Here is a 24,237-nt window from a genome sequence, read left to right on the forward strand (position 1 = left end):
GCGATCACCTTGCCGTCGCGCCTGATCGTGTAGGACTCGGCGCCGGCGGCCGGCTTCCAGGTGAGGGTGACGCCGTCGCGGTCGCGCAGCGCCTGCACGAAGTCCACGTGGTGCGGCCTGGGCCGCTCGGCCACGACGCCGTCCAGCTTCAGCACCATCGCGGTCTCGGGCGGCACGCTCACCGCGCCCTTGCGCACCTGCCTGCCCGAGACCAGGTCCACCGCGTCGCCGGGAACGTCCAGGGAGAACGACCGCTTGTTGCCGTAGTCATCCCGGGTGGTGTTGAACGCGAACACGTAGTCGCCGTAGCGGGCGGTCAGGAAGTCCGCGTATCCGGAGTAGGGCGTGTCGAACTCGTAGTTCTCCCGCCGCACGGTGCCGACGCCCGGCTGGTGGGCGGCGGGCAGGATCTCACCGGCCAGGGCCTGCGGCAGGCCGCCGTCGCCTGTCTGCTGGTCCTCCATGAAGTCGACGTCGATGTTGTCCATCCGCACGTTGTAGTCGCGGTAGGCGAACTGGGTGTCCGTGGCGATCTGCACGATGGTGTGATGGTCCTCGGCCAGCACGTGCAGCCGCCCGTTCCCGGCGACGCCGCGCTGCCGTTCGAACAGCGAGCCGAAGATCCGGGTGTCGCCGTCGCGGACGGAGACGAACATGTTGTCCACGTCCGCGAACGCGAACCGCTCGTACCCGGCCGGATCGACGCCCAGCGCGGCGATCTCCCCGGGCGTGTAGGCGGCGAAGTCCGTCTGCGGGAGCACGGCCCCGGCCGCCGTCCGGGCGCGCAGGTAGGCGTAGGTCTCGGGCAGCCACATGTCGCACTTCCGCTTGCTTTCCACGGAGGAGAACGTGTTGAAGTACTGGTTGTCGGCGAGCTGCTGCTGGAGGAACCCGGCCGCCTCGTTCGCGTAGCGCCGGTACGGCTCCCACTCCGCGCCCGAGTAGCGCTCGGCGTGCTCGGACATGTGCTTGTCCAGCGTGACGTACTCCATCGTGCGGCCCTCGCTGTTGCGCAGGCCGTAGGCGGGCCAGCCCGGGTAGCTCGCGTTGCGCTCGTCGGCGACCATCTCCGCCAGGGACACCCGCTTGCCGTTGACGTCCGTGCCGGTGTAGCGGGTGAAGCCGCGGGCGTGCAGGTTCTTCAGCGCCAGCTTGAGTATCTCGTCGTTGAGCTGCTCGTCGCCCTTGTGCCCCCAGGTGCGGAAGAAGTACTCCGGCAGGTAGTTGGTGGCCTCGCCGTAGTTGGCGACGAACGTGTTCTCCCTGGTCAGCCCGGCTTTGGTCATGCCGGTGTAGTGCTCGCCGTACGGCAGGCGGCGCACCACCTCGCCGTCGGCGTCAAGCTTGCTCCTGGCCAGGCCCTTGCCGACGATCTGCGTGAAGTCGTCGGTGAAACGGGCGGTGGTGTCGTGGTAGAAGAGCGAGTGGTAGAGGTCAAGGTCCTTGCCGTCGCGCCCCACCAGCACCTCTTCACCGAGGAAGGGCTGGACGCCGAGCGACTCCAGCAGGATCCGGTGGCTCCTGGCCTTGCCCTCGTAGAAACGCGAGCCGATCACCCGCAGGCCCTCGTGCGCCTCCCATGCGCCCTCGTAGGTGTACATCACCTGGTTGTAGATGTAGGACAGACGCGCTCGGGCGAAGTCGAAGTTCGCCTTCAGCACCCGCTCGTACGCCTCTCGCCGGGACAGCTCCCCGCCCTCCCAGTCCACGCCCTTGAGCGAGGCCGGCCCGTCCTGCGTGCCGGTGACGAAGGGCTCGTCCAGGAACGCCTCGAACTCCTCCGTGCCGTACACCTCGGGGATCAGGTTCTCCACGATGTACAGCGCCTCGCCCAGCGCCCCGTAGTAGCCGCCCCAGTCGCCCTGGTGGCCGCCCCTCAGCAGCAGCCGGGTGTCGGCGTAGTAGTCCTTGACGTGGTTGTCGATGGCCTTGAACAGGCGCCGCAGCGCCGCCTTCTTCAGCTCGGGCGTGTTCGCCGGCGCCCACGGCTCCAGCAGCGCCGAAGCGTAGAAGCGCAGGTCGTCCTGGTAGCGGACGATCGACAGCTTCGCCGTCGGCGAGGCGTCGAGCTGCGCGCTGTACTGGTTGAACAGGTCGATCTGGCTCTGCCGGTAGCGGTCGACCATCGCCTGCTTCTCGGCGTCACCCGGCCCGGGCGCGGGCGTGGTGTCCGGGGTGACCGCCCCCTGGTTCTCGCCGGAGACGTCCAGGTACGCGGTGGTGTGCGTGTAGGCCCGGTAATAGCCGCGGGAGTCGGCGGTCACGGGCTGGCTGAACCCGGCGTCATAGGTCCTGACGGTCATCTCGACCATCCGCCGGCCTTGCGTGTGCTCGAGCGGCAGCATGATCGTGTTGTAGTAGAACCGGCCGGGCAGCGGCTTGCTCGATCCGAGGTTGATCGCTTCATAGTCGCCCGAGCGGCGGTAGCCGATCTGCTCGCCGTTGATGTACGCGATCGTCTTGTAGGGCGAGACGTCGCTCCCCCAGAACTTCAGCGTGAAGTAGTTCTGCGCGACCGGGTCGACCGCCACCCTGAACCGCAGCTCGCCTCCCTTGACGCTCGGCGGGGCGGTCGGCTTGGCGACCCTGGCGGGCTCCCCCAGCGCCCCGTCCACCGCCGCGGTGGACGCCGCCTGCAGCGCGTGCGTGTTCTCGGACTCGGCGTCGCCGAACGTGACCACGTCCACGTATCCGGCGGGCAAGGGGGCGGTCGCGACGGCCGCCGCGGGCGTCACGGCGAGGAAGGGCAGCAGCAGGGTCGCGGCGAGCAGGCCGGCTGAACGGCGCCGTGTGCGCATGGCGGATTGATCTCCTGACACGGGGGGTGATGCCTTCGGACGGAGGGCGATAGAAAACGTTGTCCCCCGAGATTAGGCTGGAGTTAGGTAAGCGACAAGAAGCCGTTACCTAGGCGTTACATGGTCGGACGGCTCCCAACACGTCCATCCAGGCACATTTTTCCTGTTCACCGGCTGAATATGCCGCCTCTGGGATTGCCGTGGGCGATGGAATGCGTCGCCTCCCCTTGCCGACCCGACGGCTCACACCTAGTCTGAGGGCACTTCAATAGACACCGGTCTCTACGCACTCCGCATGACGACGCGCCGTTCAGGAGTGATCTGGCCGGCGCGTCGTCTACGTGCGGTTCGCCAACGGCATGCCCCACTGGCAAGCCCCGGGGCGGGCTCAGCACTCGACGAGGCACGAGAGGAGGGCTCCCTGGCCTGACTGCAGCACGTGGCCGTGCTCCAGCGGGATCCAGAAGCACTCGAAGCGGATCGGCTCCCCTTCCCCGTCGTTGTCCTCCCTGCTCATCCAGCGTTCGGGGGTCTCCTGGTGCAGCTCAAGCTGGAAGACGTGACGGCGCTGGATCTCGGCTCGGTACGGGGTGATGTCGTACTCGACCGTGCCGAGCTTCCTGACGACGGTCAGCTCCTGGAGCCCGGTCTCCTCCCGTGCCTCCCGGAGGGGCGGCTGCCTCCGGGTCCTCCCCCGGCTTGACGGTGCCGGCGGGCACCTGGAGGCCGACCTCCTCGAAGCTGTGGTCCACGTGCCGGAAGACCAGCAGGCGCCCGTCCCGGACGATGTAGCAGAGGGCCTTGTCGCTGATCGTTTTGCCTGCGGCGGGCATGTTCGTCTCCTCGGCTGGATGCGGTAGGCCGTACCGGAGACTAGACCGTCGACTTGGCGCGGCGGGAGGTGACGACGTAGGCGACGCTGAGGATCACGAAGAACGGGACGCCCGCCCACCACGCCGGCCGCAGCGGCTCGATGAACAGCGTCGAGACGAGCACCGCGGCGAGGAAGAGCATCACCACCACGGACGTGACGGGCGCGCCCCAGAGACGGACCGGTGACGGCGGCAGCCCCTGGGCGGCACGGGTGCGCCGGAAGGCGTAGTGCGTCACCAGGATCAGCAGCCACACCACCAGCGCGCCGAACACCGACACGCCGAACAGCGCCAGGTACGCCCCGCTCTCGCTGGCCGCCGAGACGACGGCGGCGAGCGCCAGGCCGAGCGCCGACAGCGCGAGCGCGTTGCGCGGCACGCCGGTGGCGCTGAGCCTCCCGGTCCAGGCGGGGGCGTACCTGTTGGCGGCGAGCGAGTGCATCATCCTGGTGGTCAGGTAGAGGTTCGTGTTGGCGCTGGACAGGGCGGCGGTCAGCACGACGAAGTTCATGATGGTCGCCGCGGCCGGGATGCCGGCCGCCGAGAACACGCGGACGAACGGGCTCTCGGTCACCGAGCCGCCCTGGGCGGTGGTGGTCCACGGCACCACGGTGAGCACGATCGCGATGGCGAGCACGTAGAAAAGCGCCAGCCGGGTGATCATGCGGCGGGCGGCGCGCGGGATGTCGCGCGCCGGATTCTCCGACTCGGCGGCGGTGACCGAGACGACCTCGGTGCCGATGTAGCTGAACAGCACGAACACCATGGCCAGGAACAGCCCGCTCATGCCGTTGGGCAGGAAGCCGTCGTGGGCGGTGAGGTTCGAGACGCCGGTGGCGTCGGCGCCGGGCAGGCCGACGGTGATGAGGACCACGCCGAGCAGGATGAACACGATGATGGCCACGACCTTGATCATCGCGAACCAGTACTCGACCTCGCCGAACAGCTTGACCGCGGCGGCGTTCATGGCCAGCACGACGGCCGAGAAGACCGTGACAGGCAGCCACAGCGGCAGTGACGGCCACCAGAACTGGACGTAGATCCCGGCCGCGATGACCTCGCCGCCGATGGCGATGACCTGGATCGTCCAGTACGTCCAGCGGACCACGAATCCCGCCCACGGGCCCAGGTACCGGTGTGCGATGACCCCGAACGCGCCCGCCTCGGGATGGACGACGACCATCTCGGCCAGCGACCAGCCGATCACCAGGGCGACGCCCGCGCAGATGACGTAGGCGACGATGGTCGCCGGGCCGGCCTGGGAGATCGCCAGGCTGGAGCCGAGGAACAGTCCCGTGCCGATCGCGCCGCCCAGGCCGATCATGGTGAGCTGGCGCCCGGTCAGCCTGCGTTGCAGGCCGGATTCGTTGTCCACTGGAGACCTCTCAAGGGGGTGATCAGCCCCTGCGGCAGGCGCTGATGGCTTCGACGGCCGCGTCCACGTCGGACCGGTCGTTGTAGTAGTGGAAGGACAGCCGCAGCAGGTCACCCCGCGGCGCGGTCCAGATGCGGCGCTCGGCCAGCCGGGCGGCCAGTTCATTGGGGTCGTCGTCGGCGATGGCCACCTGCGGGCCGCGCGCCCCGGCCGGGCTCGCCACCCGCACGCCGGCCGCCGCAAGCCGCTCCGCCAACTCCTCGACCAGGGCGGACACATGCTCCTGTACGGCGTGCAGGTCCACCCGTTCGATGAGGTCGAACCCGGCGTTGGCCGCGTACGCGGACGGGATGGGCGGCGTGCCGGTCTCGAATCGCCGGGCGTCGCCGGGGAAGTCGAGCAGCCGGGGATCGAACGCGAACGGATCGGTGCGGCCGAACCAGCCGGTGAGCTCGGGCTCGCGCTGCTGCTCCATGCCGCCGCGGACGTAGAGGAAGGCGATGCCGGGCAGGCCGAGCAGGTATTTGAGCGCCCCGGACGCCAGGTAGTCGCAGCCGAGCCGCTTCACGTCGATCGGGGTGACGCCGGTGCCCTGATAGGCGTCCACGAACACGCGCGCGCCCTGCTCGTGCGCCAGCCGTACGACGTCCTCGACCGGGAGGCGGGCGCCGTTGCGGTAGGTGTGCAGCGGGACGGACACGAGGTTGACGGTCTCGTCGATGACCTGCTCGTAGGCCTCAGCCGTGACGTTCTCGCCGGTGTCGGCGGCCACCCTGACCTTGGCGCCGCGCTTGCCCTGGGCCAGCCACACGTGCGCGATCGACGGGAACTCCAGGTCGTTGGTGACGATGCCGGGGCGCCGCGACCAGTCGAGAGAGGAGGCGGCCTGGAAGGCGGCCTCCGAGGCGCACGACAGCACGGCCACCTCATCCGGCTCGGCGCCGATGAGCCTGGCGAACCGCTCCCTGGCCCGGCCGACCTCCGCCATCCACAGCTCCCAGGGGGCGCCCCTGTCCCGCAGCGAGTGGCCGATCTCCTGCAGCGCGTACGCGAGCCGCGACGACAGGGCACCCTGGCTGCAGCTCGCCAGGTGCACGGAGTCGGACAGAGAGGGAAACTCGGCCCGGAACTGGGTGGCGTTCAGCATGTGCGACATTTCGGGCACCTTATCGGCCGGTTTTAACCAGGTCAATACATCTTTAACGGCATTGACGCCAGCCAAGGATAGGATCGGCGCGTGATTGGCGCCAGGATCCGCAAGCTCCGCACCGAGCGTGGGCTGACTCTCACCCAGCTCGCCGCGGCGGCGGGCGTGTCGAGCGGGCTGATCAGCCAGGTCGAGCGCGACCTGGCCGATCCCAGCCTGGAGACGCTCAGGAAGATCGCGAAGGTGCTGGACCTGCCGCTGTTCAGCCTGTTCCAGGAGCCCGACGCAGCCGCGGTGGCCGTGATCCGGCGGGACGCGCGGATGCTGGTGAAGTCCCCGGCCGGCGGCATCACCTACACCCGCGTGTCGCCCGGGCACGGGCGGCTGGAGGTGCTGGAAGGGCACCTGATGCCCGGCGGGTCGTCGGCCGCCGAGCCGTGGTCGCACCCGTCCGAGGAGTGCGTGCTGGTGCTGCGGGGGCGTCTCGTCGTGGAGGTGTCCGGGGTGGAGCACCTGCTGGAGGCGGGCGACAGCTGCTACTTCGACTCGTCGCTCCCGCACCGCTACCTGAACCCGGGCGAGGAACCGGCCGCTTTCCTGATCGCCGCCACTCCGCCCAGCTACTGACCGACGGCCCTCTACCCCCGCCAGATCCGCTGGTAGGCATCGCGGTAGCCGCGCGGATCCCACGACGTGGCGCCGTTCACGTTCTCCGCCGTGGTCAGGTGCACCGGCGGCACGTAGCCGCTCGGCGGGTGACCGGCGAACGCGCGGTTCAGCTCGTCGACGATCTGGCTGCCCTGCGCGTTCAACGGCTCCGGGACGGTCGCCTGCTGGAACCGCCGGTCACGGATGCGCTCGAAGGCGGATGGATCGCCGTCGCCGGCGCCGACCGAGTAGGGAGGCCCGCCGCCCGGCCTTCCGGCGGCGCGCAGCGCCGGATCGGCGTCGGCCAGGTAGACGTCGTTGATGGCCACTGAGTGCGTCCAGCGGTCGCCGAACCGCGCCAGCAGTGAGGAGATCGTCTGTGGCATGCGGCTGCCCGCGTCGGGGAGCGGGATGTTCTCATAGGAGAGGAGCTTGACGCCGGAGCAGCTCAGCAGGGTCTCCTTGATGAGCTGGGACTTGTTCTCCGCGAACGGGATCGAGGAGTCGGTGAAGATCACGACGCCGGCATCGCCGTTCGACCTGGCGATGATCCAGTACGCGCTGATCCTCGCGACGTCCTCCACCCGGGTCGTGACATTGGTGAAGAGCTTGGGATGCGCGCTGGGGCCCGGTGAGTTGGTCGCGTGCCATCCCACGAGCGGGATGCCGGCGTCGTTGGCCTGTTTGACCTGCTGAGCCACGGAATTCGGGTCGAACCCGCCGATGACGATCCCCGATGGCCGAAGGGCGACCGCCTCGCCCAGGGCCGCGCGTATCCCGGCGGGGGTGCCCTGGCCGTCGATCACACGGAAGCTCCACCGTACGAACCGGGCGGCATCCCGCACCCCGTCGGCGGTGCCGGCCACGCCGGGGTTGGTCATGGTCGACGCGACGAAGACGATGCTCTTGCCGGGTACGGCTCGCGGCCCGCTCGTGGGACCGTCCCAGGGAACGTTCATCGCCTCGGCCCGCGCGACCGCCCGCGTGGCGGTGTGCACCACAGCGGGGCACGGGCTCGTCAAGGCGGTCCGGCCGGGAGCGGCCTGCTCTGAGCCGCGCGAGCAGCCGCCCGCGACCACGGCGGCCAGCGCCAGCGCCAGCGCACCCGGGATGAGGTTCATGCCTGGCTTCTCCGGCGCCGCGCGGAGTAGCCGGCCAGCCCGACCGCGATCAGCAGGGTGATGCCGTTGAACAGCGGTGTCACCCAGAACTCCGCTCCCAACTGGCTGATGCCGGACAGCCCGATGGCCAGGACCGCGACGGCGATGACGGTGCCCCAGGGGTTGGGCCGCCCGGGTTTGATCGTGGTGGAGCCGAGCAGGGCGGCGACGAACGCCGGCAGCAGATAGTCCAGCCCGACGCTCGGGTTGCCTATCTCCTGCTGGGCGGCGAACAGGATCCCGGCGAAGCCGGTCACCAGGCCCGAGATCGCGAAGGCGAGGATGACGTACCGGCGGATCGGGATCCCGACCAGTTCGGCCGCTCGCGGGTTCGAGCCGATGACGTAGAGGTAGCGGCCCACGGCGAGCCGCTCCAACATGAGCCACAGCACGGCGGCCAGGGCCAGGACGTAGAAGGCGGGTGTGGGCAGGTTGAGGAACGTGGAGTCGTAGAGGCCGGTCAGGCCCGCCGGCAGGCCGTGGGGACCGGGGAAGATCCGGGCGCCATGGGTCACCCAGCCCGTGACGGCGTACAGGATGCTGCCGGTGCCGAGAGTCGCGACGAACGAGTCGATGCGGACGAACTCCACGAGCAAGCCGTTGACCATGCCCACCGCGGCTCCGCCGGCGAGCACGACCAGGCAGGCCTGGGGCCACGGCCACCCGGCGTTGACGACGAGGAGCAGCGTCATGACATGCCCCAGGCCCAGGCCATACCCGATGGACAGGTCGAAGTGTCCCGTGACGATGGGGATCGTCGCGCCCAGCGCCAGGATCGCGATGATCGAGTAGGCGGAGACGATGGCCGTCAGGTTGGCCATGGTGGGAAACGTGTCCGGCAGCACGATCGCGAACACGGCGAACAGGATGACGGCCAGCGCGAGCAAGCCGTAGCCGCCGATCAGCTGGCCGGCGGAGAGCCGCCGCCGGGGTGTGGGGTCGTTGATCAGCAACGGACCGTCCCCGTAGGTCGTGGCCGCGCGGGCGAGGGCGGCGACGGTGAGGGCGTCACCGCTCAGCTCGGCGGTCACCGCTCCTCGCGCGAACACGAGGGCACGGTCACACGTGTTCACGACTTCCTCGAAGTCGGCCGAGACCAGGATCGCCGCCATCCCGGTCGCCAGGGCCTCGTCGAGCAGCCGGTAGATCTCGGACTTGGCGCCGACGTCCACGCCGGCCGTGGGCTCCTCGAGGATCAGGAGACGGGGGCGGCCCTTGAGCCACCGCCCGATCAACACCTTCTGCTGGTTCCCGCCTGACAGATCGTCGAAGGGCGCTTCCGTGTCGGCGGGGCGAACGTGCAGGCGCGTCATGAGCCCGGCCGTCTCCGCGCGCTCGCGACGCGGGCTCAGCAGGCTCAGCGGCGCTCGGCCGCGCATCCCGGGGTTGGCCAGGAGGTTCTCCCGTACGCTCAGGTTCCCCGCGGCTCCTTCCTCCTGCCGGTTGCTGGTCACGAGGCCGACACCCGCGTCGACGGCGGCTGAGACCGAGGCCGGCCGGTACGCGCGGCCCGCGAGCAGCACGTGGCCCGACAGCATGGGGCGTGCGCCGGCCAGCACGCGCCCGATCTCCCAGTGCCCGGCGCCCGTGAGCCCGACGAGGCCGAGCAGCTCTCCGGCTCGAAGGGCGAACTCGACCGGGCCCGCCTGGCTGGTGCGCACGTCGTCCAGGCGGAGGAGGACCTCTCGTGGCCTGCGGGCGTGGCGCCGGTGGCGCTTGCTGTCCCGTCCGACGATGTCGCGTACGAGAGCGGCCGGATCGCGGCCTGCGAGGGGGCCCTGGCTGACGAGGCGCCCGTCGCGCAGGACGGCGACCCTGTCGGCGATCTGGTAGACCTCGTCGAGCCGATGCGTGACATACAGGATTCCGTGACCGCGCTGGCGGAGCGCACGCAGGACGTCGAAGAGCCGGCCGCGTTCCGCGTCGGGCAGGGAGGCGGTCGGCTCGTCCAGCACGACGATCTTCGCTTCCGTGGCCAGCGCGCGGGCGATGGCCACGAGCGACCGCTCCGCGCGTGTCAGGGGAGCGATCCGCTCGGCCGGGTCGAGGTGACAGGCGACGATCTGGAGGGCCTCCGCACAGCGGTCATCTATCGCGCGCCAGGAGATGAGGCCGCCGCGCCGGGCGTACCCCGTGCCGAGGGCGATGTTCTCCGCGACGGTCATCCACTCCACGAGGCCGAGATCCTGATGGATGAACGCCATGCCGGCGGTGGCGGCCCGGCTGCCCAGCGGGTGGCCGGCCACGACCACCTCTCCCCCATCGGCCTGATGGATTCCGGCCAGGATCTTGATCAGCGTCGACTTGCCGGCGCCGTTCGCGCCGAGCAGGGCGAGGATGTCGCCGCGGCGCAGTTCGAGATCCACGCCTTCGAGCGCGCGGATGCCGCCGAACTGCTTGTGGAGCCCCCGGATCCGGATGAGCGGGTCGGGGATGGCCGCCGATCCCGGCGTGGTCATTTCTCGACGTCCTCAACCGGCCTGGCGTGAGGCCCACGTCTTGGCTATCTGCGATCTGGACGTGAAGTTCAGCTTGCGCAGGATGTTCTCCACATGGCACTCCGCGGTGCGTTGGGAGATGACCAGGGAATCCGCGATCTGCTTGTTGCTCAGACCTCGGGCGACGAGTTCGGCGATCTCCCGTTCTCTGCGGGTGAGGATGGATGTGACGTCGGATTCGGGCTGGACGCCTTCCGCGGGCCGTGCGAGCTTCTCGTCCAGCGCATAGGCGGCGGCCTGGTCGAGAGTGAACTCCGAGCCCCGGTTGAAGGCCGCCTTGAACGTCCCTTCTTTGAGGTGATGCCGGACCGTGGACTCGCACCGGTCGTGGAGACCCGCCAGATGCCGGAGCCCGGGCAGAGACGTTCCGATCGACCGCCAGACCATGTGAGCGGCGCCCAGCATCTGACCGGCCTGTTCGTACTGCTCCTCGTCGGCCAGGATCCAGGCCAGCCCCTCGAGGCACTGGGCGAGGCCCAGATGGTCGTTGCAGCGCAGCTTCAGCCGGACGGCGTCCCGCATCATGCTCACGGCCTGCCGGAGTGCGCCCTGCCGCCATCGGTCCAGAGCCGCGACCCACAGCGCGTACGAGACCGACCATGCGGCGTTCGCCTGCTCGGCCGTCTCCAGGACTTCCTCGCAGAGCTTCGCGGAACGCGGCTCGCCCATGAGGACGGCGGTCATGGCCAGCTGGAGAAGCGCCACCCAGGCGTTGCCGCGGTCGCCCAGGGCACGGCGACGGACCAGGGCCTCTTGCAGGAGCTCGAAGGCTCGGGTGAAATCGCCGGTCAGCAACGTGGCGAACCCCGTGATGTGGACCGCGCCGGCGAGCTGGGCCTCATCACCCAGCCGCTCCGCCAGCTCCCGGCACTCTTCCAGCAACGGCTTGGCGGCCTGCGGTTCTCCGCGAAGCAGCACGAGCCATGCGTCGACCCACAAGGCCTTGGCCCGCAGGGCGCCGGCGTCGGGCTCCTGCGCCAGCGCCCGCTCCAGCCAGTGGTGCCCTTCGCTCGGAGAGCTCCACGAAAGCCGATGGCTCCACATCGCGCCGGCGATCTCGAGCGCGGCCCACGCCTCCCCAGGCTCGCTCAGGCAGAACTCCAGCGCGGCGCGCACGTTCCCCTGCTCGTCGGTGAGGCGCGCCAGCCACTCCATCTGATGCTCGCCGAACCACTCGGCCTCAGATTGGGCCGCCAGGTCGCGGCACCAGTCGCGGTGCCGCAGGCGAAGGGACTTTTCCTGACCGGAGGCGACGAGCCGCTCCCATCCGTACTGGCGCAATGTGTCGAGCATGCCGAAACGTACGGCAGGGCCCCGCCCGCGGCGCTGCACGATCGACTTGTCCACCAGCCGCGCGAGCACGTCCAGCACGACGTCCCGCGCGATCCCGTGCCCCGAGCACACGTGCTCGATGGCTTCCAGGCAGCAACTGCCCGAGAAAACCGACATCCGCTCCCACAGCGCCCGCTCGTCCTCGGCGCACAGGTCGTAACTCCAGTCCAGCAGCGCCCGCAACGTCTTCTGCCGCGGTGGCGCGGTAGTGGGCCCGGTCGTCAGCAAACGGAACCGGTTGTCGAGACGCTCGAGGATCTGCTCCACGGACAGGACCTGCACGCGTACCGCGGCGAGCTCGATGGCCAGCGGGATGCCCTCCAATCGCCGGCACAGCCGCGCCACCGTCACGCTGTTGGCCTCGTTGACCCGGAAATCGTGCACGACGGACGCGGCGCGATCCTCGAACAGCCTCACCGCCTCGTTCTGCAGGGCGTCATCCACCGACGTCTCGGCCGCCCCCGGCACGATCAACGGCGGGACCTCAAGGATCCGCTCCCCTGCGATGTGCAGCGCCTCCCGGCTGGTGGCCAGAATGCTCAGCTCAGGGGCCATGACCAGCAGATCGCCGGCCAAGGCGGCGCACTGCCAGAGCAGATGCTCGCAATTGTCCAGCACCAGCAGCGACCGCTTGTCATGCAGGTATTCGGCAAGAGAGGCCATATCCGGCTGAGGGCATCCGACGGCACCGGCGACCGTTTCCGCGAGCAGGTCTCCCGCCATCAGCGGAGCCAGGTCGACCAGCCAGATCCCGTCACGGAACTCCCGTGACATCTCCGCGCCGATCCGGCGCGCCAGCCGCGTCTTGCCCACCCCGCCGACACCGGTGAGCGTCAGCATCCGGCCGGCCGCGAGCAGGTGCTTGCCGTCGGCTATCTCGTGCCTGCGACCGACGAAGCTGGTGAGCTCAAGCGGCAGATTCCCCGCACGTGATCGCGCCATCGCCTCCATAGCACCACGAACCTAGTTCATCCTGACTCAAGGAAGTCGCTGATTATGCGTTGCGTAATCTTCCGGCTTTTCGATCCGGCTACCCGAATGGCAGAAAGGCCAACGCCACCACCACTATCCCCGCGAATATTTAATTACCCGTTCCGGGTAATGCCATGGCACGGCGGACGTAAATGCTGCTCTAGTCACACTGCGCCTTCTCCAACCTCCTGGACCCGTTTCTCTGCGGCGAGTGACGCCACGCCCAAGCCGGGGTCAGTGGTGCAGCTCGCGCCCAGCTCGATGACCGGAGCCATGGCGTCCAGCGCGTAGGCGCCGGCCGCCTGCAGAGCCACGCCGAACCGGAACGGGCGGCCGGTCATGCGGCCCCCCGCGGCTGGAAATGGTGGGCGTTCTCCGCCGCCCATTGCGCGAACGTGCGCGGCGCGCGGCCGGTGAGCTTCTCCACGTTGCCGGTCAACGTGGTGCCGTACTCGTTCGGCGTTCCGTACATCTGGAGCAGGATCTCCACCAGGTCCCCATCAGTGACGCCGGGCGTCTGGGCGAAGGCGCCGAAGAGGGACAGGTCCGGACGTTTGCCCTCCGTGCCCCACTCCTGTCGCGTCTGATCAGGGGTGAGCTCCTCGAAGCGCAGGTCACGGCCGGTGGCCTCGGCCAAGTGGCGGATCATCTGGCGGGGCGTCAGGACTTCGGGCCCGGTGAGGTGGTAGGCCTGGCCGGCGTGGCCGGCCTGGATAAGGACCGTCGCGGCCACGGCGCCGATGTCGGCCTCGTGGATGGGCGGGCTCTTGCGGTCACCGTATGGCTCACGCACAACCCCGGTGGTGCGCAGCGGCTCACCCCAGTCGGCGATGAAGTTGGCCATGAACTGCACGGGTTGGAGGAAGGTCCACTGCAGGGTGCCGGCTCTGACGGCGGGCTCCAGGGTGCCCTCGTGCCAACCGCTCAGCAGCGTCACCTTGCCGACCCCGGCTTTCCCGAGGAGATCCACGATCTCCTGCCCGTTGCGCAACGGCTGGTAGTCGCCGCCGAAGGTGATCAGGTGAGCTGCCCGGACACCGTCGAACGCCGGGCTCAGCGTGCCGGAGCGGGTGAGGTCACCGGCGACGACCTCGACTCCTTCGGGCAGGTCGGCGCGGGCCGGGTCGCGGGTCAGGGCGCGCACCTTCTGGCCTTGGCGGAGCAGGTGGTCGACGACGTGGCGGCCGACGGTTCCGGTGGCCCCGGTAACGAGAATGGTCATGCCCCTGAGAGGGTGCGGGCACCCGAAGTGTGACACCGAGGTGGTCAGCGGGGACGAAGGCCATCCAGCGCGATCTCGGCGTACCGCCTCCAGTCACCGGCCGAATGGCGGATGACGGCCGCCAGACCGCAAACGATCATGTTGACGTCCGCGGTCGTCGCATCCGGCCGGATCACGCCACCGGCCCGCGCCCGGTCGATCAGCTCGGCGATGACGCCGTGGAGCGCCGCGCGCGCCTCCCCGCGCGGCTCGGTCGATCCCATGGCCTGCTCGATCACCTCCGACATGCCGCGATCGCCCGCCAGCACCTCGCCGACGTGGCGCAGGAACAGGTCGAGCGCCTGGGACGGATCGTCCTCGGCGAGGCAGCGCGCCCGCGCGAACGCGGCCATCTCGGCGGAGCGCTGCTCCGCGACAGCCTCGATCAGAACGTCGCGAGTCGGGAACTTCCGGTAGAGGGTCCCCACGCCGACTCCGGCCACCCGGGCGACCTCCGACATCTGCACGTCAAAGCCGTGCTCGGTGAACAGCGCCCGGGCCGCCTCCAGCACACGGTCACGGTTGCGCTCGGCGTCGGTGCGCGGCTTACGCCGGGTCGGCGGAGTTGACATGCCACGAGATCCTCTGTCTAGACTCAACTGCGGAATCCGGATTCCATATTCCGATTATGTCATGCGTGAAGGGTCACCATCATGTCGAAAGACCGTTTCATCCTGCTGAACCCCGGCGAGGTACGGCCCAGCCGCGTCCCCGTCCCGCCTGTGTTCGCCTTCAAGGCCAGAACCGAGGACACCGAGGGCAGGCTTTCCCTGCTGGAGGTGATCCTCGCCCGCGACATCCCCCGCCACGTCCACCACGTCGCCGACGAGTGCATTTACGTGCTCGACGGCGTGCTGGAGGTCGAGTTCGACGACCGGGTCGAGCACGTCGCCGCAGGCGGGTTCGTCCTGTTGCCGCACGGAGTCCCGCATGCCCTGCGCAAGGGCTCCACCCCGCCCCCACGGGTGATACAGATCTCCACGCCCGGAGGGTGGGAGTGCTACCTCGAGGACGTCTTCGAGGCCGGACCGGACGCCACCGTCACCGACGGACAGTTCGACCCGAAGAAGCTCAACCCCATCGCCGCCAAACACGAGATCACCTACGAGGAGCGGTAGCCACCCACACGAATCTCGTGGGAGCGGTCAGAGCGGATCCGTGCCGGCGATGGCCTGGAGCAGGTGACGCAGGGCCGGCGCGGGTGCGCCGGGAGGTACGGCCAGCGACGTGACCAGCATCGGCGCGACCAGCGCGCTACTTCCTCGACGCCCCGGCCTGGACCGCCGCCAGGCCACCCCACGCTGACCGTCTCCCGCGCACCTGAGGCACAGATCACGTCACACTCGCGCCCCTCCGGCAGCTCTCAGGGTGCATGAGCAACCCAGCTGAGTACGTCCTCCGCACCCCGGACGAGCGCTACGACAACCTCCCCGGCTACCCCTTCGAACCCCACTACACCGAGATCAGCGGCGGGCTGCGCGTGCACTATGTGGACGAACGCCCAGAGAACGCCGGCGGGGAGACGATCCTGCTGCTGCACGGCGAGCCGACCTGGAGTTACCTCTACCGGCACGTGATCCCGCCGCTGGTCGCGGCCGGCCATCGATGCGTGGCGCCCGATCTGATCGGGTTCGGCCGTTCGGACAAGCCCGCTTTCCGCTACGGCTACACCTACCAGGCGCACGTGGACTGGCTGCGCGAGACCATCTTCGACGCCTTGGACCTGCGGGATGTCACCCTGGTCTGCCACGACTGGGGCGGCCTGCTGGGCCTGCGGCTGCTGGCCGAGCAGCCCGAACGCTTCCGCCGGGTGATCACCGCCAACACGATGTTGCCCACCGGCGACTCCGACGAGATGGGCCCGTTCTACGTCCAGTGGCTGCAACGCAGCCAGCGCGCCTACCCGTTCGAGCCGGGCGAAGTGGTCACCCGCAACGCCGTGGGCGAGGTCGACCCCGCGGTCCTAGCCGCTTACAACGCCCCTTTCCCGGACGAGTCATACCTGGCGGGCGCACGCCAGTTCCCCCTGCTCGTCCCCATCTCGCCGCAGGACGTGGCCAGCGAACCCAACCGTGCCGCCTGGGCCGTACTGGAGAAACTCCAGATTCCGTTCCTGTGCGCGTACGGAGAACGCGACGGGGTCATGGGCCCGCACGCCCAGCGCATGGCCGAACGCGTTCCCGGCGCCACCTCGATCATGATCGCCGACGCGGGCCACTTCCTCCAGGAAGACCAGCCCCAACGGCTCGCGGAGGTCATCAATGATTTCGTCGCGGCCCCCCCGATGACGGCCTGAGGCGAGCCACCGGCGGGTTGAAGTGGACGTCGAGCATGACCTGACGCGCTCTTCGGCTCCTTCACGAGTGGATCCATCCCGGACAGCCGGGCGGCCGTGGAAAGGACGGCTGCCCGGCCCCGGGTCGTCCCGGCCCAGCGGGGCAAAGGGCCGGGATGGGATTCGTCAGCGCTTCATGAGCGCGAACACGCCCGTCGCCATGCACGAACGTCAGCCGATCGGCGACACCGAATTCGGCGGCGCGCTCGCGTGCCGTGGCGAGAGAGTCGGTGCTGATGTCCACGCCGGTGCCGGCGATGCCGTGGTCGCGGGCCCAGGTGGCGAGCATCTCGCCCTTGCCGCAGCACAGATCGAGCACGGAAGCGTCCGGGCGCAGGCCGATCGCGGCGCCCAGAGTGGCGAACTTTTCCAGGGTGAACGGATTGAGGATCCGGTGGCTGCTCTCCCGGATGACGAAACTACGTGGAATATCCAAGGAAACGAGTCCTAACACGCGATGGTCGAATTACCGAGCTGGCGAGATCACGCACGACATCGACCCGCATGTAAAGCAACTCCTCCGTCACGAGATGATGAGCGGCGACCTTAACCCGGGCCCGCGCGAGCGGCAAACGAATTTCCGGCGGATGAGATCTGGGTCACTTTTCGCCGTGCGGACGTCACACAACGACCCCGACAAGGGCTCTCAGGCAGCAGTCACACAGATAGGGGGACCTGTGATGTCCAATGCCACCCAGGTGTTCGCCGACCACCGCGAACTGCTCTTCTCCATCGTCTACAACACACTCGGCAGCGTCACCGACACCGAGGACGTCCTGCAGGAGACCTGGCTGGCGTGGTCCTCCAGAGATCCGGACCAGATCGAGCATCCCCGCGCCTACCTCGTACGCATCGCGGTCAACCAGGCACTGGCCCACCAGACCGCCCTACGCCGGCGGCGCGAGACCTACGTCGGGTCCTGGCTGCCCGAACCCCTGCTCACCGCCGCCGACGCCGCCGATCACGCAGTACGCTCGGACTCGCTGTCGATCGCGCTGCTGGTGGTGCTGGAGACGCTCACCCCACTGGAGCGGGCGGTGTTCATCCTGCATGAGGTGTTCGCTTACCAGCACACTGAGATCGCCGCCATGCTCGACCGCACCCCCGCCGCCGTACGCCAGCTCGCCCACCGCGCCCGCGAACACGTCCAGGCCCGCCGCCCCCGCACCCAGATCGACCCGCACCTCCAGCAACAAGTGACCGAGCGATTCGTCGCCGCCGCCTTCGGCGGCGATCTGAACGCGCTGATGGAGCTCCTCGCCCCCGAGGTGACCCTGTGGTCCGACGGTGGTGGCAAGTCGAGCGCCGCCGGCCCACGTCCCATCCACGGCCGCGACAACGTCGCCCGCGTACTTCTCGCCAGCGCCGCCCAGCCCTTCGAGGACTTGGACATCCAATACCAGGAGGTCAACGGCGAGCCCTCCGCCGTGCTGTTCGTCCAGAACGCCCCGTACGCCGTCATGGTCGTCGACCTCACCCCGGACGGCACCCAAGTACGCGACATCTACACCGTCAGCAACCCCGACAAACTCACCCATATCGCCGAACGATCCACCGAATGATCCTCGTCACCGGGCTTCCGCGTTCGGGGGGATCCCGCCGCCGTCGCGGAGGCAGGCGATCGCGGCGGGCTGTCCGTTGGCCGGCGTCGGCGCGTAGTGCCCGTGCCTGGAGTTCGAACTTCGCGAAGTTACCTGCGCCGTCCGGGCCTGAGTACGCGCACATCCAGCCGTGCGGGCAGGCGCCCCCACGGGTCCATGGCCTGAGCGGGCGAGGCCGCGAGGGTGGTCGTCCCGATCACGATCGTGACGGCGGCCGCGCCCGCTGGGCTGGGAGCCATCGCGCTGATCACTGGGCGTGTGCTCGCGCGGTGGTCAAGGCGTGTACCGCGGTCAGGGTCAGCACGACGGACAGGGCGGCGGTGACGGCCAGCAGCGCCAGTCCGAGCCCGTACGAGCCGAGCCGGCCATAGATGAAGCCCATGACCAGCGGGGGCACGAACCCTCCGAGGCCGCCGGCCGCGCCGACCAGCCCGGTCACCGAGCCCACCTTGTCGGTCGGGGTCACCTGAGCCACCAGCGCGAACGTGGCGCCGCTGCCCGCGCCGAGCGCGGCCGCCATGGTGAGGAAGGCGATCGTGCCCACCGGCATCAGGGCGGGGGTCAGCGCCTGGATCGCGGCCATGACGGCGACCACGGAGAACACCCCGGCCAGCACCGGCACCGGGCCGAGCCGGTCCGACAACCACCCGCCCGCCGGCCGCATCAGAACCGCCAGCACGACGAACCCGGCCATCCGGCTGGCGGCGTCCGCCTGCTCCAGCCCGTACCCCGTCTGCAGGTAAGCCGGAAGGTAGACAGAGAAAGCGACATAGCCCCCGAACGCCACCGCGTACAGCAAGCAGGCCTGCCAGGTGATCGGCAACCTGGCGGTGGCCGCCAGCCGCGCCGTCAGCGACCCCCCGGCCACGCCCCGCCCGGGGGCATCCCGCAGCACCAGCCACGAGACGACCGCGTAGACCGCGAGCACTACCGCCGTGATGACGAACGGGGCAGCCGCCCCAGCGCTTTCGACCAGATTGACCGTGGTCAGCGCGCTGATCGCAGTGCCACCCATCCCCGCTCCGAAGATCCCCACCGCGAGCCCTCGCCGATGCGGCGGAAACCAGGCGTTGACGAACGGCACCCCGACAGCGAACGCCGTCCCCCCGATGCCGAGAAAGAACCCGCCGGCCAGCAGCGCGGCCAGCGAGCTCTGACCGGCCACACCGATGAACAACACCGGCACGATCGTGGCGGCCGAGACCAGCGGGAACATCACCCGCCCTCCCAACCGGTCGGTCAGCGCACCCACCGGAATCCGCCCCAGCGAGCCGACGATCACCGGCACCGCCACCAGCAACGCCTGCTGCGGGGCCGACAGGCCGAGCAGTTCCTTGTACCGCGGGCCGAGCGGGCTGAGCAGCGCCCACGCCCAGAAGTTCACCGCGAACCCCAGCGTCGCCAGCGCCAGCATCACCCAGGGCATCCGACCGGACGCCGTCTTCTCACCCACAGCCATGAAACTCCCCCACCGTGGCACGGGATCATTCGGCGTCCGCTACCCGGCATGGTTCTGGGCGGTATCGGAGGCCATTGTTTTTGCGATAGCCGGATACGAGCAGCAACGTCTGTGAGTGAATTTGGCGACCTGTATGGCGGGCGATAGCGAACATCCGCAAGGAACCCAGAGCCACGAGCATCGCCCGTCGACCTGTCTCACCTCGTTCTGAAACTACGCGGGGGCGTTGCGGAGGGTGATGTTGATGCGGTTCCAGGCGTTGATCGCCGCGATCGCCATGACCAGGGCGGCCGGCGCCTCCTCGTCGTAGTGGTCCGCGGCCGCCTCCCACACGGCATCCGGGACGCCGTCGGGGTTGTCGGGGACCTGCGTGGCCGCCTTCGCGAGTGCGAGGGCGGCACGCTCTTCGTCGGAGAAGAACGGCGTGTCCCGCCACGCCGCGACCGCGCCCGCCGTCCCTTGCCGGCCGGGCCGGATGCGGGCACACACTCCGCCTCAGCCGCTCGGTCGCCCGCCGCCGGCGTGGCGGCCGAAGGAGCGGCGGTAGGCGGCGGGCGTGGTGTGCGTGTCTGGCGAGTTCATCGACCGGGGGCATCGCCTCGGGCCGGGCAGTTATGTGGTGTTCGCGCCCGGGAGCACGCACCGCCCGCGCACCGAGACCGGCGCTCGCATGATCGGCATCAGCATCCTCACTACCTAGCCAGAGCGCCGGAGCTGCCCCTTGGCGACCTCAATACCGAGCGCGCCATCCGCTCGTTCATGGCGTGACAGATGCGGCGATAATAAGGGGAAAGGGTCATCTCTTACAGAGATGACCCCCGCGGGCCTGGGAGGGTGTTTGGATCTGCGGCAGATGGAGGTGGCCGTCGCGGTTGCCGAAGAGGGCGGGTTCACGGCGGCGGCCCAGCGTCTGCACGTCGTCCAGTCGGCCGTCTCCAGCACGGTGCGCGCGCTGGAGCGCGACCTGGGCACTCCGCTGTTCGATCGCACCACTCACCGGGTGGCCCTGACCCCGGCCGGCGAGGCGTTCATCCCGGCCGCACGAGCGGCGCTACGGGCCGCCGATCAGGTGCGGGCGGCGGTAGACGGCGTGCGGGGACAGCTGCGCGGACGGATCACGGTCGGCACGATGCAGGGTGTCTGGGCCGGCCTGCACCATGCGCTGGCCGGGCTGCGGAGGGAGCATCCCGGCGTCGTGGTCCGCCTGCGGCAGGCGGCGGTGGTCGACATCCGGCAGGCGCTGCGGGAGGGTGCCGTGGACCTCGCGGTGGTCGCGCTCGACCGCCAGCAGCAGCGGGGCCTGGTGACCCGGTTGCTGTCCCGGGAGGAGATGGTCCTGGTGACCTCGGCCGGGCGGGAGCTCCCCGGGCCGGTGACGCTTGCCGACGCGGCCCGGCTGCCCCTGGTGGACTTCTCGCCCGGCTGGGCGATCCGGCACTCGGTCGATCAGGCGTTCCGCGCGGCCCTGGTCGAGCGCACGACCACGTTCGAGGTGAACGACATCGTGGCGGCGTCCGAGCTCGTACGCCACGACCTGGGCGTGTGCATCATGCCGGAGTCGATCGCGGCGAGGTTCCCGGACCTGACCGCCCACCGCTTCGCCCAGCACGCGCCGAGGTGGAAGGTCATGGTGGTCCGGCCCCGGGGAGAGCCGCCACCCGCGGTCGCGGCACTGCTCCGGCACATCACCTGATCCCCGCACGCCGCTGGGCGGTACATCAGGCGGAGGTGGCCCGGACCGCCTCGCGGATCAGGTCGGCCACGTCCTTGGGCCGGGATACCGCGACGGCGTGCGAGGCGCCTTCGACCTCGACGGCGGTCGCGCCCGCCCGCTTGGCGCCGAACCACTGGACCTCGCTGATGCTTTGGGTGGTTTTCATATCGGAGTGATCGCCGGTCACGACGTGGTGCGGGCACTGGCGCGGCCTTCGGTGGCCCAGTAGAGCAGGGCGAGGACGGGGAGCACGGCGCCCAGGACTGTCACGCCGGTCCAGCCGTAGGCGTGGTAGACCATCGAGCCGGCCTGGGAGCCGATGGCTCCTCCGGCGAAGAACGTGGCGATGTAGACGCTGTTCAGCCGTGCCCGCGCATCCCCGTCCAGCCGGTAGATGGTGTGCTGGCCGAGAATGAGGGTGGTCTGCACCGCCATGTCGAGCACGACGGCGGCGACGGCGAGCAGAATGATGTTGTGCTGCCCGAATCCGGCGAGCGCCAACGCCAGCGCGGCGGCGGCGAACGCCGCGGCGGTCATCGGGCGCACCAGCCCGCGGTCGGCCCAGTGTCCCGCGAACGGCGCCACCGCCGCTCCAGCCGCCCCGACCAGGGCGAACATGCCCACGCCGAAGCCGGAGTAGTGGAAAGCGGGGCCGGTCAGCACGAACGACACCGTGGTCCAGAACGCGCTGAACGCGCCGAACATCACCGCCTGGTACAGCCCGCGCCGCATCAGCGCCGGGTGGGTGCGCACCAGCCGCGCGGTGGAGTGCAGCAGCCGCCCGTACGACACGTTCGTGCTGGGGGCATGGCGAGGCAGGGCCGCGCGCAGGGCCAGTGCCAGCACGGCCATCAGGACGGCCGAGCCCAGGAACACGACGCGCCACCCTGCGACCTGGGAGACCAGGCTGCTCAGCGTGCGGGACAGCAGGATGCCGGTGAGCAGGCCGCTCATCACCTGGCCGACGACGCGCCCGCGAGCGTGGTCGGGGGCGAGACCGGCCGCGAACGGGACGAGGATCTGGGCGACGACAGACGTTCCTCCGGCGACCAGTGAGGCGGCCAGGAGCACCGGGAAGGTGGTGGCAGTCCCCGCCGCGACCAGCGCCGCCGCGGTGACGGCCAGCAGGACCACGACGAGCCTGCGCTTCTCGATGCGATCACCGAGCGGGACGAGAAGCAGCATGCCCGCCACATAGCCGATCTGGGTCACGGTGATGAGCCCGCCCGCGGCGGCCGTGCCGATCCCGAAGAACGCGCTCAATGAGGACAGCAGAGGCTGGGCGTAGTACAGGTTGGCGACGGTCATCCCGGAGGCGACGGCCAGGAGCACGACGAGCCCGGCCGAGGGCGACGCCGTCCGCGGGGCGGTCTGGGGGTGAACGGAAGGGGTCACAGGTGCCTCTCAGAGCTCGACGTCGGGTGGTCCATCGAGGGGACTTTGCTCCCCTCTGACGCCTTCCAACGGCGGGCATGCGCCGGCGCTTCCTCTGCCAGGGCGATAATCAGCGATGAGTGTCATCTCTCTTGGTGATGGATCACCTCGTGAGCAACTCCGCCACGCGGTCTGCGAATTCGGTGAGCCAGTCCAAGCGTGATCCGCCGCGGGCCATTCGGAATCCGTGGCGACGGCCCCAGAACGCGGCCTGGACGGCATGGAACTGGGCCCAGCGCTGGGCGCGTTCGCGATCCACCTCCGCGGCCTCGGCGAAGACGTCCAGCGTACGGTGGAGAGCCTTGCGCAGGTCGTCCGCTTCGAGGAGCGTCAGCGCGCGCGACTTGAGCAGCGTGCCGCCGTCGTACGCGGGATCTCCCGCATACCCCTTGGGGTCGACGGCCAGCCATGGCTCACGGTCGGCCCGCAGGATGTTCCTGGCGTGGAGGTCGCCGTGGATAAGGGTGTCCGGCTGGGCCCGGCCCAGCTCGCGGACGGTCGCCACGGCGGCGCCCACCACGTGACGCGACATCGAATGCGTCAGTTCGTCGGCATCCTCGCGTAGCCGCTCCTCCCAGGCGCCGGCCTGCTCCCGCAGCCGGGGCAGGCCAGGCGGCGCGGGGATGGCCAGCCGGAGATTGAGCCGCCCTGCGATCGTCACAACCTCATCGCCGTCTTCGACCTCCGCCAGCGTCGACGTCCGGACGCGCTCGAGCAGCATGGCGAAACGTTCGTCGTCCCGCTCATGCAACAGGACAGCTCCGCGCCCGCCCCACGCCGCGAACGCGTCCGGCTCATGGACGTTGCCGGGATGCGGAAACGACACCTTCAGCACAGCGGCCCCCTCGGCCTGCCGTCGCACCGGGACGATGACCCCGACGCCCCCGTGCATGACCTCGCCGTCCGGCACGCACTCCCAACGCTCCAGCAGGTCGTCCACGATCCTGGGCAGTTCGGCGAGCCACGCCGCTCCGGGCTCTCCCTCACGCTCGACAGTGCTCCGCGCGAACGCCTCTGGTATCCCGATCATCCGGGCACCTTACTCGGCAGTCCACCGCCGTACTGACCTGAGCCCGCGTCGCGCGCGGCAGGCCGCCACCTGAAGCACGCCCGGCGTCACTGAGGGCTGGTCTCCATCGCGTCGGGGGGATTCAGTGGCGTACACGGCTTGTCCTTGATCCGCACGCTCTCAAGGCGCCACCGCCCGTCTTCGCCTTGCCGGAGAGCCGCCTCGACGTTCGCGAATGTCTGGATCGGTTCGTCTTTCGCGACAATCTGCCCGGTCCGAACGTCGACCAAATAGGCGTGCGAGACGTCCTGGCAGTCGACCACCTTGGCATGGCGTCCGGCGAGCCAGACCTCCTTCACCCGCGGAGTCACTCGGCCCGATGGCTCTCGTCCCTTGTCTCGCATCCTGCGGACGCCTTCGACGAGTTGCTCGAGGTACCCGCCGGCCACGTACGGCTTGAGCAGTTCGCGCGCCTGCTCGGGAGTTGATCGGCCCGCCCGGAGGAGCACCGCCCAGTACTCCGTGTACGCCTGCTGGATTCGTTCATGGGTCGACCGCGGGGAGGACGTCGCCGACGGTACGGCGTAGACCGGCGTGGCGGCGACGGGCACGGCCGTCTTGG

General features: G+C 69.6%; 25 protein-coding genes. 6 read left to right on the forward strand and 19 right to left on the reverse strand.

Annotated features, from left to right (window positions below; translation table 11 throughout):
- The 4 genes from AB0J09_RS18385 to AB0J09_RS18400 form a co-directional block, all read right to left on the reverse strand.
- A partial coding sequence (locus AB0J09_RS18385; RefSeq protein WP_360691869.1) for a hypothetical protein occupies positions 1-2,798 on the reverse strand: 2,798 nt, incomplete at its 3' end.
- A 388-nt stretch (positions 2,799-3,186) separates the two neighbouring features.
- A complete protein-coding gene (locus tag AB0J09_RS18390; protein ID WP_360691871.1) occupies positions 3,187-3,315 on the reverse strand; it encodes a hypothetical protein in 129 nt (42 codons plus the stop codon).
- 356 nt (positions 3,316-3,671) lie between these two features.
- On the reverse strand, positions 3,672-5,045 hold the full coding sequence (locus AB0J09_RS18395) for an amino acid permease (protein ID WP_360691873.1): 1,374 nt from the start codon (positions 5,043-5,045) through the stop codon (positions 3,672-3,674).
- Positions 5,046-5,067: 22 nt separating this feature from the next.
- The gene (locus AB0J09_RS18400) at positions 5,068-6,201 is read right to left on the reverse strand and encodes an aminotransferase class V-fold PLP-dependent enzyme (protein WP_360691876.1); all 1,134 of its coding nucleotides are present in this window, start codon (positions 6,199-6,201) and stop codon (positions 5,068-5,070) included.
- Between the two features lie 81 nt (positions 6,202-6,282).
- Between AB0J09_RS18400 and AB0J09_RS18405 the strand changes: the two genes are divergently transcribed.
- Positions 6,283-6,819 (forward strand): XRE family transcriptional regulator, encoded by a 537-nt coding sequence (locus AB0J09_RS18405; RefSeq protein ID WP_360691879.1) that lies wholly within the window; start codon positions 6,283-6,285, stop codon positions 6,817-6,819.
- An 11-nt stretch (positions 6,820-6,830) separates the two neighbouring features.
- On the opposite strand, the gene AB0J09_RS18410 is transcribed toward AB0J09_RS18405, so the two are convergent.
- The 6 genes from AB0J09_RS18410 to AB0J09_RS18435 form a co-directional block, all read right to left on the reverse strand.
- Positions 6,831-7,961, reverse strand: a complete 1,131-nt coding sequence (locus tag AB0J09_RS18410) for a substrate-binding domain-containing protein (RefSeq protein ID WP_360691882.1) — start codon at positions 7,959-7,961, stop codon at positions 6,831-6,833.
- The gene (locus tag AB0J09_RS18415; protein WP_360691885.1) at positions 7,958-10,459 is read right to left on the reverse strand and encodes an ATP-binding cassette domain-containing protein; all 2,502 of its coding nucleotides are present in this window, start codon (positions 10,457-10,459) and stop codon (positions 7,958-7,960) included. The genes AB0J09_RS18410 and AB0J09_RS18415 overlap by 4 nt, the downstream gene beginning before the upstream one ends.
- A 12-nt stretch (positions 10,460-10,471) precedes the next feature.
- Positions 10,472-12,772, reverse strand: coding sequence for a LuxR C-terminal-related transcriptional regulator (locus tag AB0J09_RS18420; protein WP_360691888.1), 2,301 nt, complete (start codon positions 12,770-12,772; stop codon positions 10,472-10,474).
- Positions 12,773-12,966: 194 nt separating this feature from the next.
- Positions 12,967-13,143: a hypothetical protein gene (locus AB0J09_RS18425; protein WP_360691891.1), complete on the reverse strand. Its 177-nt coding sequence runs from the start codon at positions 13,141-13,143 to the stop codon at positions 12,967-12,969.
- Positions 13,140-14,024 carry an NmrA family NAD(P)-binding protein gene (locus tag AB0J09_RS18430; protein ID WP_360691894.1) on the reverse strand — a complete coding sequence of 295 codons (885 nt, stop codon included), beginning with the start codon at positions 14,022-14,024 and terminating at the stop codon, positions 13,140-13,142. Before AB0J09_RS18430 ends, AB0J09_RS18425 begins: the two co-directional genes overlap by 4 nt.
- A 44-nt stretch (positions 14,025-14,068) precedes the next feature.
- Complete coding sequence (locus AB0J09_RS18435) at positions 14,069-14,635, reverse strand: helix-turn-helix domain-containing protein (RefSeq protein WP_360691897.1); 567 nt, start codon at positions 14,633-14,635, stop codon at positions 14,069-14,071.
- Between the two features lie 81 nt (positions 14,636-14,716).
- Here AB0J09_RS18435 and AB0J09_RS18440 point away from each other — a divergent pair, with 81 nt between their 5' ends.
- Together AB0J09_RS18440 and AB0J09_RS18445 are read left to right on the forward strand one after the other, a co-directional pair.
- Positions 14,717-15,181 carry a cupin domain-containing protein gene (locus tag AB0J09_RS18440; RefSeq protein ID WP_360691900.1) on the forward strand — a complete coding sequence of 155 codons (465 nt, stop codon included), beginning with the start codon at positions 14,717-14,719 and terminating at the stop codon, positions 15,179-15,181.
- A 254-nt stretch (positions 15,182-15,435) separates the two neighbouring features.
- The gene (locus AB0J09_RS18445) at positions 15,436-16,359 is read left to right on the forward strand and encodes a haloalkane dehalogenase (RefSeq protein ID WP_360691903.1); all 924 of its coding nucleotides are present in this window, start codon (positions 15,436-15,438) and stop codon (positions 16,357-16,359) included.
- A 61-nt stretch (positions 16,360-16,420) separates the two neighbouring features.
- Here the strand turns inward: AB0J09_RS18445 and AB0J09_RS18450 are convergent, their stop codons facing one another.
- Positions 16,421-16,834, reverse strand: coding sequence for a methyltransferase domain-containing protein (locus AB0J09_RS18450; RefSeq protein ID WP_360691906.1), 414 nt, complete (start codon positions 16,832-16,834; stop codon positions 16,421-16,423).
- A 244-nt stretch (positions 16,835-17,078) separates the two neighbouring features.
- Here AB0J09_RS18450 and AB0J09_RS18455 point away from each other — a divergent pair, with 244 nt between their 5' ends.
- Complete coding sequence (locus AB0J09_RS18455) at positions 17,079-17,960, forward strand: RNA polymerase sigma-70 factor (protein ID WP_360691909.1); 882 nt, start codon at positions 17,079-17,081, stop codon at positions 17,958-17,960.
- Here the strand turns inward: AB0J09_RS18455 and AB0J09_RS18460 are convergent.
- From AB0J09_RS18460 to AB0J09_RS18475, 4 genes are all read right to left on the reverse strand, one after another.
- The gene (locus AB0J09_RS18460; protein ID WP_360691912.1) at positions 17,929-18,123 is read right to left on the reverse strand and encodes a hypothetical protein; all 195 of its coding nucleotides are present in this window, start codon (positions 18,121-18,123) and stop codon (positions 17,929-17,931) included. The two genes, AB0J09_RS18455 and AB0J09_RS18460, sit on opposite strands and share 32 nt — an antisense overlap.
- Positions 18,089-18,238 (reverse strand): hypothetical protein, encoded by a 150-nt coding sequence (locus AB0J09_RS18465; RefSeq protein ID WP_360691962.1) that lies wholly within the window; start codon positions 18,236-18,238, stop codon positions 18,089-18,091. The genes AB0J09_RS18460 and AB0J09_RS18465 overlap by 35 nt, the downstream gene beginning before the upstream one ends.
- Before the next feature lie 8 nt (positions 18,239-18,246).
- On the reverse strand, positions 18,247-19,458 hold the full coding sequence (locus AB0J09_RS18470; protein ID WP_360691915.1) for an MFS transporter: 1,212 nt from the start codon (positions 19,456-19,458) through the stop codon (positions 18,247-18,249).
- Between the two features lie 213 nt (positions 19,459-19,671).
- Positions 19,672-19,947 (reverse strand): hypothetical protein, encoded by a 276-nt coding sequence (locus AB0J09_RS18475; RefSeq protein ID WP_360691918.1) that lies wholly within the window; start codon positions 19,945-19,947, stop codon positions 19,672-19,674.
- A 76-nt stretch (positions 19,948-20,023) separates the two neighbouring features.
- Here AB0J09_RS18475 and AB0J09_RS18480 point away from each other — a divergent pair, with 76 nt between their 5' ends.
- Positions 20,024-20,158, forward strand: a complete 135-nt coding sequence (locus AB0J09_RS18480; RefSeq protein ID WP_360691920.1) for a hypothetical protein — start codon at positions 20,024-20,026, stop codon at positions 20,156-20,158.
- Between the two features lie 138 nt (positions 20,159-20,296).
- Complete coding sequence (locus AB0J09_RS18485) at positions 20,297-21,151, forward strand: LysR family transcriptional regulator (protein WP_360691922.1); 855 nt, start codon at positions 20,297-20,299, stop codon at positions 21,149-21,151.
- A gap of 25 nt (positions 21,152-21,176) precedes the next feature.
- Here AB0J09_RS18485 and AB0J09_RS18490 read toward each other — a convergent pair whose 3' ends face one another.
- The 4 genes from AB0J09_RS18490 to AB0J09_RS18505 form a co-directional block, all read right to left on the reverse strand.
- Positions 21,177-21,338: a hypothetical protein gene (locus AB0J09_RS18490; protein ID WP_360691925.1), complete on the reverse strand. Its 162-nt coding sequence runs from the start codon at positions 21,336-21,338 to the stop codon at positions 21,177-21,179.
- 17 nt (positions 21,339-21,355) lie between these two features.
- Positions 21,356-22,567 (reverse strand): MFS transporter, encoded by a 1,212-nt coding sequence (locus AB0J09_RS18495; protein ID WP_360691927.1) that lies wholly within the window; start codon positions 22,565-22,567, stop codon positions 21,356-21,358.
- Positions 22,568-22,709: 142 nt separating this feature from the next.
- The gene (locus AB0J09_RS18500; RefSeq protein ID WP_360691930.1) at positions 22,710-23,636 is read right to left on the reverse strand and encodes an aminoglycoside phosphotransferase family protein; all 927 of its coding nucleotides are present in this window, start codon (positions 23,634-23,636) and stop codon (positions 22,710-22,712) included.
- Between the two features lie 86 nt (positions 23,637-23,722).
- Positions 23,723-24,226, reverse strand: a complete 504-nt coding sequence (locus AB0J09_RS18505; protein ID WP_360691933.1) for a hypothetical protein — start codon at positions 24,224-24,226, stop codon at positions 23,723-23,725.
- Between the last annotated feature and the right edge of the window lie 11 nt (positions 24,227-24,237).

Source organism: Nonomuraea sp. NPDC049784, from assembly GCF_040659615.1.
In the GTDB taxonomy this organism is placed as follows: domain Bacteria; phylum Actinomycetota; class Actinomycetes; order Streptosporangiales; family Streptosporangiaceae; genus Nonomuraea.